At 44.1% G+C, this 13,263-nt stretch carries 12 protein-coding genes; 5 read left to right on the top strand and 7 right to left on the bottom strand.

The window, feature by feature from the left end:
* Window positions 1-144: 144 nt before the first annotated feature.
* From N7974_RS06085 to N7974_RS06075, 3 genes are all read left to right on the top strand, one after another.
* Window positions 145-585: a DUF2721 domain-containing protein gene (locus tag N7974_RS06085; RefSeq protein WP_262964755.1), complete on the top strand. Its 441-nt coding sequence runs from the start codon at window positions 145-147 to the stop codon at window positions 583-585.
* 334 nt (window positions 586-919) lie between these two features.
* Window positions 920-3,082, top strand: a complete 2,163-nt coding sequence (locus tag N7974_RS06080) for a glycoside hydrolase family 3 N-terminal domain-containing protein (protein WP_262964754.1) — start codon at window positions 920-922, stop codon at window positions 3,080-3,082.
* A gap of 12 nt (window positions 3,083-3,094) precedes the next feature.
* Window positions 3,095-4,408, top strand: a complete 1,314-nt coding sequence (locus N7974_RS06075) for a sugar MFS transporter (protein ID WP_262964753.1) — start codon at window positions 3,095-3,097, stop codon at window positions 4,406-4,408.
* A 170-nt stretch (window positions 4,409-4,578) separates the two neighbouring features.
* Here N7974_RS06075 and N7974_RS06070 read toward each other — a convergent pair whose 3' ends face one another.
* Complete coding sequence (locus tag N7974_RS06070) at window positions 4,579-5,163, bottom strand: beta-class carbonic anhydrase (RefSeq protein WP_262964752.1); 585 nt, start codon at window positions 5,161-5,163, stop codon at window positions 4,579-4,581.
* A 287-nt stretch (window positions 5,164-5,450) separates the two neighbouring features.
* Here N7974_RS06070 and N7974_RS06065 point away from each other — a divergent pair, with 287 nt between their 5' ends.
* Window positions 5,451-6,056, top strand: coding sequence for a TetR/AcrR family transcriptional regulator (locus N7974_RS06065; RefSeq protein ID WP_262964751.1), 606 nt, complete (start codon window positions 5,451-5,453; stop codon window positions 6,054-6,056).
* Window positions 6,057-6,115: 59 nt separating this feature from the next.
* Window positions 6,116-7,474 carry an MFS transporter gene (locus N7974_RS06060; protein ID WP_262964750.1) on the top strand — a complete coding sequence of 453 codons (1,359 nt, stop codon included), beginning with the start codon at window positions 6,116-6,118 and terminating at the stop codon, window positions 7,472-7,474.
* A gap of 124 nt (window positions 7,475-7,598) precedes the next feature.
* Here the strand turns inward: N7974_RS06060 and N7974_RS06055 are convergent, their stop codons facing one another.
* The 6 genes from N7974_RS06055 to N7974_RS06030 form a co-directional block, all read right to left on the bottom strand.
* Window positions 7,599-8,009, bottom strand: a complete 411-nt coding sequence (locus N7974_RS06055) for an ExbD/TolR family protein (RefSeq protein WP_262964749.1) — start codon at window positions 8,007-8,009, stop codon at window positions 7,599-7,601.
* 3 nt (window positions 8,010-8,012) lie between these two features.
* The gene (locus N7974_RS06050) at window positions 8,013-8,675 is read right to left on the bottom strand and encodes a MotA/TolQ/ExbB proton channel family protein (RefSeq protein ID WP_262964748.1); all 663 of its coding nucleotides are present in this window, start codon (window positions 8,673-8,675) and stop codon (window positions 8,013-8,015) included.
* A 39-nt stretch (window positions 8,676-8,714) separates the two neighbouring features.
* On the bottom strand, window positions 8,715-9,491 hold the full coding sequence (locus N7974_RS06045; RefSeq protein ID WP_262964747.1) for an energy transducer TonB: 777 nt from the start codon (window positions 9,489-9,491) through the stop codon (window positions 8,715-8,717).
* A 153-nt stretch (window positions 9,492-9,644) separates the two neighbouring features.
* The gene (locus tag N7974_RS06040) at window positions 9,645-11,033 is read right to left on the bottom strand and encodes a DUF3526 domain-containing protein (RefSeq protein WP_262964746.1); all 1,389 of its coding nucleotides are present in this window, start codon (window positions 11,031-11,033) and stop codon (window positions 9,645-9,647) included.
* Entirely contained in the window at window positions 11,030-12,442 is a 1,413-nt protein-coding gene (locus N7974_RS06035; protein WP_262964745.1) for a DUF3526 domain-containing protein, read from the bottom strand. Before N7974_RS06035 ends, N7974_RS06040 begins: the two co-directional genes overlap by 4 nt.
* Window positions 12,439-13,164, bottom strand: a complete 726-nt coding sequence (locus N7974_RS06030; RefSeq protein WP_262964744.1) for an ABC transporter ATP-binding protein — start codon at window positions 13,162-13,164, stop codon at window positions 12,439-12,441. The genes N7974_RS06035 and N7974_RS06030 overlap by 4 nt, the downstream gene beginning before the upstream one ends.
* Between the last annotated feature and the right edge of the window lie 99 nt (window positions 13,165-13,263).

Raw genomic sequence — 13,263 nt, 5'->3', positions numbered from 1 at the left:
TCTTTAATTTGACTCTGATTGAAAATATCCCTTATTTAATACTTTTCGGGTTATATTTATGCACAAACATTGCATATTGCGCCGAATGGACTTACAGTCAGAAAATTAGAAAAAGTCACCATTAATTCCTTACTCCGATCATTTATGTTCACCGACCTGCCCACGACAAACATTGCTCATGCCATACAACTTGCTGTTGCTCCGGTTTTTTTACTGACTGGTGTTGCCAGTATTTTATCAGTATTAACGAACCGCCTGGCTCGCATCATTGACCGGTCACGCTTTCTGCACGGTAAACTTTTGTCTTTCAATGAGGAAAAACAAGGCCAGAAAATCCGTGATGAATTGGCCGTGCTAACCCGGCGCACCCGTTTAATCAACTGGGCTATTGGTTTATGTACTACTTGTGTATTGTTGGTTTGTTCGGTAATTGCTGTTCTTTTTCTCGATTCGTTTATTATCATCAATATGGCAATTCCTATCGCTTCGTTGTTTGTTATCGCCATGTTAAGCTTGATTCTGGCGTTAATTTTCTTCATTAGTGAAATTTATCTGGCCACCGCTTACGTGCGCAGTGGGCCATAACCGTTAATGATTTTTGGCTTAAGCATTGTTAACGTTTTTGACAATCACGGGAGTATCGATTGAACCGGTGTCTCGGCACTCACTCATATCATATACAGAGTGAATCAGAAATTAGCGAATATTTGTTGATGTAAAATGACGGCATTATACTTTGTAAGCTTATACTGATAGTGAAAACAGCATAAGCGCTCTTCTATCTGAAATGCCGTAAATAGTGGGTTTTGGATCATAAAAATTAGCAGGAAAAAAGTTGCAGATAAAAAATAGCATTTTAATTTTTACTCTATTTGTCATGGCGGGGTGTTCAGTGAGTGATCAAGAAGCAAACGGAGACATGGAAAATAAAGTCAAAAAGCTGCTGGCGACTATGACGCTTGAAGAAAAAGTGGGCCAGATGACACAGGTTGACTTTTCTGTTGTTGCTGTCCCGGAAGGCCAAAATGATGGCAATTTTATTGATCATGCCAAGTTGGAAGATGCGATATTAATACATCATGTCGGCTCAATTCTTAATACCCCCGTTACTCCGAATAACAAGGCACAATCCGTTGAGACATGGCGGCAACTGATGCAGACAGTGCAAGGGGTTGCCGAGAAAACCCGCTTAAAAATTCCGGTAATATACGGAATTGATGGTATACATGGTGCTACTTATACGAAAAACGCGGTGTTATTTCCGCAAGCCATCAGTATGGCAGCTACTTTTAACCCTGAATTGAGCGTTAAGGAAGGCGAAATTACTGCCAGAGAATTACGCGTTTCCGGTCTGCAATGGAATTTTGCACCGGTAATGGATATTGGCCGTCAGCCGCTTTGGCCACGCTTATGGGAAACTTATGGGGAAGATGTTCATCTGGCCACTGTTTTGGGCACATCGTTTATAAAAGGTCATCAAGGTGATGATTTTTCCGCTCCCAATAAGGGACTGACTTGTTTAAAGCATTATGTGGGTTACGGCTTTCCGATTAACGGCAGAGACAGAACGCCTGCCTGGATTGGTGACAGAATGCTTCGTGAATATTTTCTGCCTACCTTTGAGGCGGGTATTAAAGCCGGATCGCCAACCATTATGGTTAATTCCGCTGAAGTTGACGGTATTCCGGGACATGCTAATTATCATTACTTAACCACGATTTTACGCGATGAACTGGGTTTTAAAGGTTTTACTGTTTCTGACTGGGGCGATATTAAGCGTCTTTATACGCGAGATAAATTAGCGGCTACGGAAAAAGAAGCGGTGAAAATTGCAGTGATGGCCGGTATTGACATGAGTATGGTACCGTTTGATTTCTCATTTTATGACCTGTTGATTGAACTGGTTAACGAAGGCGAGGTGCCACTCTCAAGGATAGATGAAGCGGTATCCAGGATACTTGCCGTAAAATACCAGGCAGGACTATTTGAGCCCAATGCGCCGGTTTTACCGGCAGAGAAAACCGTTCAACTTGCTGAAGATATGGCGATTAATCGTCAGGCAGCCAGAGAATCTATAATACTGGCCAAAAATGCCAACAATAGTCTGCCATTAAAAAAAGAGTCCAGTATTTTGGTGACCGGGCCTACTGCAAATTTATTGAGTGTGATGAATGGCGGCTGGACGATTACTTGGCAAGGTGACGATGAAAGTTTATATCCTCAGGACAAGTTAACGATTTTTGAAGCCATACAAAAAAAGTCTACCGGTAAAGTCACTTATGTTGGCGGAACGTCATTTGATGACGGAATTGATATCAAAAAAGCCGTTAAGGAAGCCAAAAACCATGACACGATAGTGCTGTGTTTGGGCGAGAAACCTTATACAGAAACGGCGGGTAATATTGACTCGTTAAATCTTGACCAGGCTCAAATCAATCTTGCCAACGCCATGATAGCAACCGGAAAACCGGTCATTCTGGTTACCTTGGGTGGTCGTCCACGCATTATTACGGCGATTGCTGAACAGGTTCCGGGAGTTATTTTAGGCTTTTTGCCGGGTATGGAGGGTGGTATAGCCATTGCCGATATTTTGTACGGTGACTATAATCCCGATGGCAAACTACCGATTACTTATCCCAGAGATACCAACGGTTTTACGCCGTATGATTACAAGCCAATGGAATCGTTTGAGGAGAATATTTTTAATCCGTTATATCCGTTTGGTCATGGCTTAAGTTATACGACTTTTGAAACCAGCGGTTTGAAGACAGAGAAAGACAAAATCACTAGCGGCGAAAATATAACGGTTACTGTAACGGTTAAAAATACAGGATTGTTAAAAGGTAAGGAAACAGTTTTGCTTTATGTAAACGATGTTGCCGCATCCGTCACCAGACCCAACAAGCAATTAAAAGCCTTTAAAAAAATAGAACTTAATCCGGGCCAAGCTGAAAATTTAAGCTTTACCTTAACGCCACACGATTTGTCATTTATTGGCGTTGATCTTAAGCGTATTGTTGAACCGGGTGGTTTTAAAGTGATGGTCGGTAATGAAACAGCTAATTTCTCTGTAACAAAATAAGACAAGGTTTACATGGCCAAGACAACTGACGCAAAAACGCTACCGGATAATTTATCGGGTGGTGCCGATAAGAGTTCTTATCTGGGCTCATTAACCCTGTTAACGTCACTGTTCTTTATTTGGGGATTTATAACCTGTTTAAATGATATTTTAATTCCGCATTTGAAATCGGTATTTACCCTTAGCTACACGCAAGCCATGTTGGTTCAATTTTGCTTTTTTATCGCTTATTTTGTGGCTTCTGTTCCCAGCGGCTATCTGGTTGAAAAAATTAACTACAAAGGTGGCATTGTTGCCGGATTATCCATAGCGGGCATAGGCTGTTTATTATTTTATCCTGCTGCAAGTCAGCATTCCTATCCGTTGTTTTTAGGGGCATTTTTTGTTTTGGCATCGGGAATCACGTTATTGCAGGTTGCCGCAAATCCGTACGTAACTATTTTAGGCAAACCGGAAACTGCCTCCAGTCGCTTAACCCTGACCCAGGCATTTAATTCTTTGGGGACGACTATCGCTCCTTATTTTGGTACGTTATTGATTCTTTCTACGGCAGTTAAAAGCGCAGAAGAAATCAACCTGCTTAATGCTGAGGAGTTATCGGTTTATCAAGCCACACAAGCGGCAGCCGTACAAAATCCTTATCTGTTTTTGGCAGCGGTTTTATTTTGTGTGGCAATCATTTTTGTCATGATCAAATTACCTGAAATTAAATCGACTGAACAAACGCCTGTAAATGTTGAGGAGCACTCTTTTGATGATGCCCATGACAGTGCCTGGGGATATAAGCATCTGGTATTAGGTGCCATTGGTATTTTTGTTTATGTTGGCGGTGAAGTTTGTATTGGCAGTTTTCTGATTAATTTTCTGGGCGAAGCCGGTATTGCCGGATTAACGGAACAGGAAGCCGGCAAGTATGTGTCATTTTACTGGGGTGGCGCTATGGTTGGGCGCTTTGTCGGAGCGGCAGTCATGCAAAAAATTAAACCCGGTAAAGCCCTCGCATTTAATGCGCTAACAGCAGCAGTCCTGGTTTTAATTGCTATTATGGGCAGTGGGTCTATTTCCATGTGGGCAATTCTTTCCGTAGGCTTGTTTAATTCGATATTATTTCCCACCATTTTTTCACTGGCTATTAACGGCTTGGGAAAACACACTGGGCAGGGTTCAGGTATTTTATGTGCAGCTATAGTGGGAGGCGCTATTCTACCTGTTCTACAGGGCGTTTTTGCTGATCGTATCGGTATTCAAGCGGCTTTTTTTATCCCCGTCCTTGGTTATTGTTATATTGCTTTTTATGGCTTGACGGGTCACAAGATAGCGGTGTAGGAGTAAGCATCCAAGTTCGTAACATCCATTTCTTACATGGCTTTCGATGGGCTTTAATGTGTTGGCAGGTAACCTCGATACAGTGTAACGTAATCGAGGATTTGAAGGCTTTGCTTATTCTCGATTACACTTAGATATATCAAGGCTACTTGCTAAAAAAGTAGTATTTTTTAGCTTGCTTTACCGGCTTCTGTTGCAGCAGGCACTTCAATTAACCGGCCTGATGCACAGTCGTAGATATAGCCATAAACCGGAATGTTGGCCGGAACCAGGGGATGGCTTTTAATGCGAACTACATCCTCCAGTACACTTTGTTCCTGATCTTTAATAGTTAGCCAACTTATATGCTTGGCTTCGTGTGAGCCCGGTCCTGCACCCGTGTCATACCACAAACCTTTCTCGTTTAATGATGCTGTTGTTAAGCTGTTGCCCAACAAGTCACGCATGATCTCATCGGTAAACGTTTCCATACCACAGTCGGTATGATGAATAACAAACCATTCCCGTGTACCCAATAATTTGTAGGAAATAACCAGTGAACGGATGGCATCATCACTGGCACGCCCGCCAGCATTACGAATAACGTGAGCATCACCTTCGGACAGGCCGGCATATTTTGCCGGATCCAGACGGGCATCCATACAGGTTAAAATAGCAAAATGTCTTCCTGGCGGCATAGGTAAATCACCTTTGTCGCCAAAGTTATTCATATAGTCTCTGTTTGCGGTTAAAACGTCATTAACAATTTTACTCATAAATACCTCTTATTATTGTAGGATTATCGGGTAATGTCAGGCCGTTTGGCCTTATCAGCAAGGCATGAAAAGCCAAGCGCTACAAAAACTACCCTACAAAAGTCTACTATAATAATCCAAGTAATTAAACAGCAAGCTGGGTATATTATTCGCAGGAAATCAGCTTACCTTCGGTATTAAAGATGCTTGTCATTTTATGGTTAAAAACTTTACAGAGTTGAAAGGGATAAAAATAATAGCTGCTAATACAATATTCCATCCTCGCTTAAAAATAAAAACGGTTAACCATGGCAAAACGAAGTGAGCATACTCAGGAAGAATTAAAGGCATTGATTTTATCAGCGGCAGAAATCATTGTTATTGAGGAAGGCTTTTCAGCGTTAAAAGTACGCAGGATTGCTGCGGAGATTGGTTATACCGTAGGCAGTATTTATATGGTATTTATCAATATGGCTGATTTGATTGTCCATATTAATGCGAGAACACTGGATGCGCTTTCGGCACAGTTAGGGCAAGTGCAGGTATGCAGTACAGAGCAGTCAATTGAAGCTCTGGCCATGACTTATTTAAGTTATGCCAGTGATAACTTTAATCGCTGGCGCACTGTGGTTGATTATGCGCTGACTGCAAAGACAGTAACTCCGGATTGGTATCAGGAGAAAGTAACCAATATTTTTAGTACTTTTGAAGAGCAGTTTGCAGAACTTGTACCAGAACTTTTCGGGGATAACAGCAAGTGTGCAGCCCAAGCTTTATGGTTTGCTATTCATGGTATTTGTTTACTTTCACTAACCGGACAGGATGATAAAATCCGTATTAATGATATAGAAGCAACACTGGTTTTATTGGTCAGAAATTTTATCAGTGGTTGGCGTATGAGTCATATTAAATAATATCTTTTTATCATATTAAAGGATAATGCCCATTAACACTTGTTACAGGTTTTCCTAATATGAATAGTACTCAGAATAAACCGTTTACAGATAAAAAAAATCAATTAACGGACAGGGCAGGACGAAGAGAATTATTGGCATGGGCTTTTTATGATTTTGCCAATTCTGGTTACACCACCGTAGTGCAAACGACTATATTTAGCACTTATTTTGTGGGTGTCGTTGCGGGTATGGCACAAGGAGTTACACCGGGCTTATCGACCCTGCTCTGGTCTCTGGCTATTGGCATCGCCAATCTTATAGTGATGATTAGCGGGCCGTTAGTTGGTGCAATTGCCGATCATCGGGCCTGTAAAAAAATATTCCTGCTGATTTCCTCGGTGGGTTGTATCGTATCAACGGCTTTACTGGCACTGGTAGGTCCCGGCGATATATGGCTGGGAATGGTGCTGGTGACTCTTTCCGCGATTATGTTTGCCAGTGGCGAAAATTTAATTGCGGCCTTTTTACCGGAAATAGTCCCTGAAGAAAATATGGGCAGAATGTCCGGTTATGGCTGGAGTCTGGGTTATTTGGGCGGCTTGCTGACTTTAGGCATTTGTCTGGCTTATATTACTTGGGCCAAACAACAGGGATTGCCGGAAACGCATTTTGTGCCTGTTACCTTACTAATCACGGCCGCAATCTTTGCCTTAACAGCTGCCCCAACTTTTATCTGGTTGCGTGAACGAGCGATACCGGTTTTTTGGGACAAGAGTCTGTCCAATTTGCAAGTAAGTTATACGCGATTGCTGCATACCTTTAAAGAAGCGGCTCGCTTTCGTGATCTACTTTGGTTTTTGATAACCCTGAGTGTTTACCAATCGGGTGTTAGCACGGTTGTGGTTCTGGCGGCTATTTATGCACAGGAAGTTATGGGTTTCGATACCCCATCATTGATTGTATTGATTATGGTTGTTAATGTGACGGCTGCAATTGGCGCTTTTATTTGCGGGCATTTACAAGACCGGATAGGATCGGTGCCTACGCTGGCAATGACTTTGCTCATTTGGATTGTTGCGGTGATCGTGGCGTTGTTGGCCAGTGAACCTTGGCACATGTGGATAGCCGGAAATATTATTGGTCTGGCCATGGGGGCCAGCCAGTCTGTCGGACGTGCTTTGGTCAGCAAGTTTTCGCCGGTTGAACGGGCGGGTGAATTTTTAGGTTTATGGGGTTTGGTCAATCGCTTATCGTCTATAGTAGGGCCATTGAGCTATGGATTGATAAATTATTGGAGCGATGGCAATCATCGGCTATCGTTACTATCGACGTTGGCATTTTTTATCATCGGCTTGGCGCTGTTATCCAAAGTCAATGAAAGTCGGGGGAAAGCCGCGGCAACTAACCCCACCATAATAAGTGATGACGCGGGTTAGCGCGTCTCTTCAACTTACACAGATAGCATCCGTTGAAGGGATGTTATCTGTGTAATCACGAATGATGCGTTTCACTGTCGTTCAGCACATCCTAAAAAGTGGTGCTTTATTTTTGCATTTCGCCTTATTGTTCTTCGGTTACGAACGATAATTTTGTTATCCCCGCATGTTGAACCGCCGCCATGACTTCTGCAAGTTTTGCATAAACCACGCTTTGATCTGCGTATAAATGTACGCCAATCTCGGGATTTTTTTCCAGTTCGGCTTTTAAGGCAATTTCAAGCGCAGCTAAATCAGTGACGGGATTTTTATTGATGGTCATCATCCCTTGTGCATCAATACCGAGTTGCAAGGGCTGATCATCGATATTGGCCGTCGTTTCAACGGTTTTTGGTAACGTCACATGTACTGATTGTGTCAGTAGTGGCGCAGTAACCAATAAAATAATTACCAGCACCAACATCACATCCACTAATGGCGTGACATTAATTTCGCTTAACGCACTTTCATCGTCAGATTGAGGTTTAAATGCCATCAGTTATGCCTGCTCGTTTTTAGTGTTTAATGCCACGCTGAGAAAACTGGCTACAAAGTTTTCAAGGCGTGTGCGTTGTATTTTTACGCGACGCAGTAAAAAGTTATAAGCCAAAACCGCCGGTACAGCGACCGCAATACCAATAGCCGTAGCAACCAAAGCGTCACCAATCGGGCCGGCAACAACATCCAGGCTGGTAGAACCGCTGGCGGTAATTTCATGCATGGCATGCATAATGCCCAATACGGTACCAAACAAACCGACAAAGGGCGCTGTGCTGCCGATACTGGCCAATAATGTTAAACCACCTTCCATGGAATGTTGCTCCTGTTGTAACTGAACGCGCAGGGCTTGCTCCAGCAATTCTGCCGAATCGCCACAGTGCTGAAGTTTTGTTCCTGCCAAACGTTGATGTTCATCCAGCCAGGTTACACCTTCATAAGCCAATCGGGCTTGTGAGCCTTTGGCCAGGTCAGGTGACAATTTTTTAACTTGCTGTAACTCAGGCAAATTCCAAAACGCTTTTTCAAAACGTTCATTACTGCGGCTGTTATTAATAAATTGCCAAAGTTTAAAAAAAATGAGTGTCCATGTTATCACTGAAAAAATCAGTAAGGTATAAAGCGTTCCATCAATAATCAGTTGTGGGGAAATATGGCTAAACATGCAGTTATTATCCTTTATAAAATGTTCTAAAAGTGAGAGTTAGTGTTCAAGTTTGAATTGTAGTTTTTGCACCGCACGTTGCGTTACTGCAACACCGTTGACAATTTTTTCTTTAAATTTCCATTTGCTAATAGCGGTGAGTGCTGCCTCATCAAAAGTATCTTCGGGCTCTGCTCCGACAACAACGGCATCATCCACTGAGCCATCTGTTTGCACAGTAAATTCGACAGTTACCCAGCCTTCAATATGTCGACTGGCTGCACGCGGAGGATATTTTGGCGGTACGCGCACCAATGCCACAACACCGGAAACAACCGGGCCGCTGTCACCGCTCCCACGTCCTGTGGTTGACGTTTTTGTTTTCGCGCTTGATGTTGATGATGCCGAAGTTGCTGGTGCCGCCGCCGGCATTGGCACTGGCTCAAATTTAGGCAAAGTGACCACTTCTTTTATTTCTGTTGGTTGCGGCTTGGGTACCGGCGCAGGTTTTTTTATCACGACGGGCTTTTTAACCGGTTTGGGTGGTGTTACGACCGCTTTGGGTTTTATCGGTTCTTTCTTGATGGCTGGCGGCGCTGGTGCCGGTTCTTTGGGTGCTTGTTTTAAAACCGGTTCAGGCTTTAACATCACAACTTCCATAACCACCAGTGGTTTTTTGGGCTCTGGTGCAGGTGCGCTTAATAAATACCACGCCAAGGCGAGATGTAACCCAACCACCACCGGCAATAGAACCCCTGCAACCAGACGCGATTTTTGCTGTTGTGCTACGGGGTTAAATGTTGAGTGGTTGAAATCAAAAGTATTTAATGAAGACATAAGCAATAACTGTTTATAAGTGTGTGGTTGTGTATCAATGCAGGTAATTATAACCAATTGCTAATTAAATAGCCTGTCAGGAACATGCATGAAACAAGTTTTTTATAGCTGCTTCTTGGAAAAAACAGGTGTAACCAACGTTGCCCGACTATTTTAAGGGCTGCCAAATTTTTTACGTAAAACCAGCAACAGCAATAATAATACCGCTCCACTGAGTAACTGTTTTAAGATGACGGACCATTCTTTCTCATCCGTTGATACCGCAATGGATTGGAAAACAGGTAATTTTTTATAATCAGCTGCTGACAAGTTTTCGTTATTCATGATGCGAGGGACAAAAAATGTCCGCCACTGATCTTCAAATTGATTAACGGCCTGGATATGTTCAGCATAACGCGCGGCATCAATACCCGCCAAACGATCTGCCATTAATACCGTTGCCAGTCCGGGTGATAACGCCGACCAACGCTCCATAAATTCAAAATGCGCTTTACGAACGCTATCAAAGCGGAACATTAATGGTCTTATTTTGCTATCAAGCTCCAGACTGGCAGGCATCGCAGCAATTTCACGGGGTAGTTCCTGCAAGGGCACAGACGGTGGATGATCAGGATGTGTCTGATACCAGATTGATAATAACTCCATTCGTTGTTTTGACGATTGTTCCTGAAGTTGTCGAATATCAACAATGGTTGTTAAACGGGACGGCATCGGGTCATGGTTGTTGGCCGCCCAGCTTAAACCCGCCGGCACGGCAAAAGTCGCAATCAACCATACTCCCAACATACCCACCGCTGCTGCTCCGGATGAAACCGGCAACAACAGAAAAAGTCCGGAAACCAAAATCCACACGCCAGTGAAGACAGTGATAAAGGCGATCCAGTGAAGTGTTGCCTGCATAGTGGCGCCTGAATCCAGAGAAAATGCCAGCAGTGACGCTGCAATTGACGGTAGTAATACCAGCATCAGGCGCACGAAGAGTGCCGCAAATACCAATAGCCAGGGTCGTGTCATTTGCGCACAAACCATGCTCCATATGCCTTTCTCCCTATCTTCCTGCACCAAGCCATAGGTCAGCCCAATGACGGTTAATGGCAATAATAATGCCAGTATTGTAGCAAAATCGAGTAATCCCAGTTCACGTAATAACGGGTTAAATAATTGATCACTATTGCGTCCATCGGTATGCCGACTGCGGGTTGATGTATTTATCTCGGTACCAGACAAGTCTGCTTGTCGTACACTCAGGGCCAGTCCCCCCAAGGTAGCAAGACGCAACGGTTCGGCGGTATTGCTGACAGATAATGCCGATGATTCTTTATGCTGATGTTGATTGTTACCGGGAGCATCGTGCATTCCTGCCTGTACTTGCCGGCTGGCAGATTTAACCAGATGCTGCAGAGCCTGCTCCCGAAATTGGCTGGCGGCAAGCCCTGACCAGATTGCGCTACTGGCCAATAACATAAAAAATACGCCAATAACCCATAAATTGATGGGGTTACGTATAAAGCGTATCCACTCGGCATGTAATAATAAAATCATGGTTTAAGCCTTTTTGCTGACAGTAACAACAGTATTAGCGCAGCCATCAGCCAGCCTAGCAATACCAATAGATCCAGCCAGGCAGTATGTAGGGCAAAGCCAAGTAAAGGCGATACATAATTAAATGCTTTTACGCTGTGCCAGTCAGTATCATGGCCTTGAGCATTGTGCCCTGATCCGTGGCTACGTTCGCCATCCCAGGCATCGGTTAAATCAATAAAGTAATGTCGATAATTTTCGGCAGCATCTTCAAAATGACGTTGGTGTGCCAAATCCATACCGGAAAGGGTCATGGATATTGAGCGCATTGCTATGGTCGGGCCCAGTAGTGATGCGATATGAATAAGGCGACTTTGCCGTTGGCATAGCTCACTGAGGTTATCAAAATGCAGCGCGTGAACACGGCTGGAATAGCGATCATTAAAGTTGCGATTGAGCGCAGTAAAGCCTACCGGCAATTCTTCAACACTGGTTACGCCGTAATCTTTTAGTGTTTGGGCCTTAAATAGCGCAGCTCGTGCATCATGATCGCCATCGCTTGCCAAACCTTGCTGAATGTCTTGTTTGATGGCATTCCAGAATGTCGTCGCTGTGGGTATGGGTAGTATTATCTCTGCCGTTGTCGCACCCAGTCGTGGTGCAACCAAAACACTGGCCAACCAAAATGCCAGCAAGATAAACAGTGCCTGTCGGCTGCTTTTAAGCCACGCTGAAGCCGCCATGGCCAAAGCGGCAAATATCGCGTAATAAACCAAAAAAGTACTATTTAAGGCAAGCAATCTGAGCAGATCGTCACCAGTGAGAGCAAAATTTTGATACAAAATGATGATGGCGACCAGCATGGCAGGCATCAATACCACCACAAACACAAATAACAAGCCGGTAAACTTGCCCAATAACAGCTTGGTGCCCGATACGCCCAAACTATGCAGCATGCGCAATGTACCTTGCTCACGCTCTTGGGTCACGGCATTAAAAGCCAGGCCAATGATCAATAATGGCAGTAATGCATATAATACAAAGCCTGCCGTTAACTGGCCAAAACGACTTGCCAGACCTTGATCGGCGGCAGGACTAAAGCGCACCCGATTGCGTTTGTGCGGCTCCAGCCAGAGTGCCTGACCGGTATATTGCCTTAAGCCGGGATCAATCGATGCCAGCGCGGAGTCGGGTTTGAATACATAAATACCAAAATGCGCAGCGGCATGAGGGTTCTTGACACCCTGACTATCCCATTGTTCCTTGGCGGTCTGGCCTACCCTCTGTTTTTCTTGTTGTATCTGTTGTTGTTCATTGGCAGACGCCAGAAAAAAGCCGGTTAATACCGCAAACACGGAACATGCCAATAGCAAAAGTCTGCCATCTCTAAGTACCGAGAGCATCTCTTTGCGTACAATCGACAGGATCATTGCAAGCCCCGTGCATGTGCCAGATATTTTTGTTCCAGTTCATCATGTGCCACTGTATGAGCATCAAATTCTTCGACCAGACGTCCGGCTTTCATAATACCGATGCGATCGGCAACTTGCTTGGCATTGAACAGATCATGGGTGGCCATTAATATCGCCAGTCCTGAATCGGCGGCTGCACGTATCTGTTTGGCAAAATCATTTGCTGCGCTGGGGTCAAGGCCTGAGGTAGGTTCATCCAGCAGCATAACTTTTGCATGTTTTGCCGAGGCAATAGCCAGGCCCACTTTTTGGCGCATGCCTTTTGAGTAGGTTGATACGCGCCGGTCATGAGCATCAGCTTGCAGGCCGGTATTTAACAGTTGTTCATACGCTTGTTGACGGGTTACCTGAATACCCGCCAGGGCGCAGAAAAAAGTCAGATTTTCCAGTCCGCTCATATAATCATAGAGAGCGACATTTTCAGGTAAGTAAGCCAGTTTGGCACGAACGCCTGCCGGATTTTCGTCTGGTGACTCACCGTCTATATAGACATTGCCGCTGGTCGGTTTATTAAAGCCCAAAAAAGTGCTGATAGTCGAGGTTTTTCCTGCGCCATTACCGCCTAAAAGAGCATAAACAGTACCTGCCGGCACGGATAAATTAAGGCCATCAATGGCACGGTGGTTTTTATAGTTAACGACAAGATTTCTGGCTTCGAGTACAGGTGTAATGGATGACATGATGACTACTTAAGTTTAGGTAACGAGTCATTGTTCATTAATGACAGGATGTATTTGTCAAAGCTACGCAGATTTTAAAACCGGGTTTGCGACTATCTG

The organism is Methylobacter psychrophilus (assembly GCF_025583945.1).
Classification (GTDB): Bacteria; Pseudomonadota; Gammaproteobacteria; order Methylococcales; family Methylomonadaceae; genus Methylobacter_C; species Methylobacter_C psychrophilus.
The sequence above is the reverse complement of the archived record's forward strand: the minus strand, read 5'-3'. Positions and strand labels throughout refer to the sequence as shown.

Bases quoted from the DNA above. Each gene is read 5' to 3' on its own strand.
- N7974_RS06045 (WP_262964747.1), bottom strand. From the start codon at position 9,491: ATGTCTTCATTAAATACTTTTGATTTCAACCACTCAACATTTAACCCC.
- N7974_RS06050 (WP_262964748.1), bottom strand. From the start codon at position 8,675: ATGTTTAGCCATATTTCCCCACAACTGATTATTGATGGAACGCTTTAT.
- N7974_RS06055 (WP_262964749.1), bottom strand. From the start codon at position 8,009: ATGGCATTTAAACCTCAATCTGACGATGAAAGTGCGTTAAGCGAAATT.
- N7974_RS06085 (WP_262964755.1), top strand. From the start codon at position 145: ATGTTCACCGACCTGCCCACGACAAACATTGCTCATGCCATACAACTT.
- N7974_RS06030 (WP_262964744.1), bottom strand. From the start codon at position 13,164: ATGTCATCCATTACACCTGTACTCGAAGCCAGAAATCTTGTCGTTAAC.
- N7974_RS06060 (WP_262964750.1), top strand. From the start codon at position 6,116: ATGAATAGTACTCAGAATAAACCGTTTACAGATAAAAAAAATCAATTA.
- N7974_RS06070 (WP_262964752.1), bottom strand. From the start codon at position 5,163: ATGAGTAAAATTGTTAATGACGTTTTAACCGCAAACAGAGACTATATG.
- N7974_RS06040 (WP_262964746.1), bottom strand. From the start codon at position 11,033: ATGATTTTATTATTACATGCCGAGTGGATACGCTTTATACGTAACCCC.
- N7974_RS06035 (WP_262964745.1), bottom strand. From the start codon at position 12,442: ATGATCCTGTCGATTGTACGCAAAGAGATGCTCTCGGTACTTAGAGAT.
- N7974_RS06075 (WP_262964753.1), top strand. From the start codon at position 3,095: ATGGCCAAGACAACTGACGCAAAAACGCTACCGGATAATTTATCGGGT.
- N7974_RS06065 (WP_262964751.1), top strand. From the start codon at position 5,451: ATGGCAAAACGAAGTGAGCATACTCAGGAAGAATTAAAGGCATTGATT.
- N7974_RS06080 (WP_262964754.1), top strand. From the start codon at position 920: ATGGAAAATAAAGTCAAAAAGCTGCTGGCGACTATGACGCTTGAAGAA.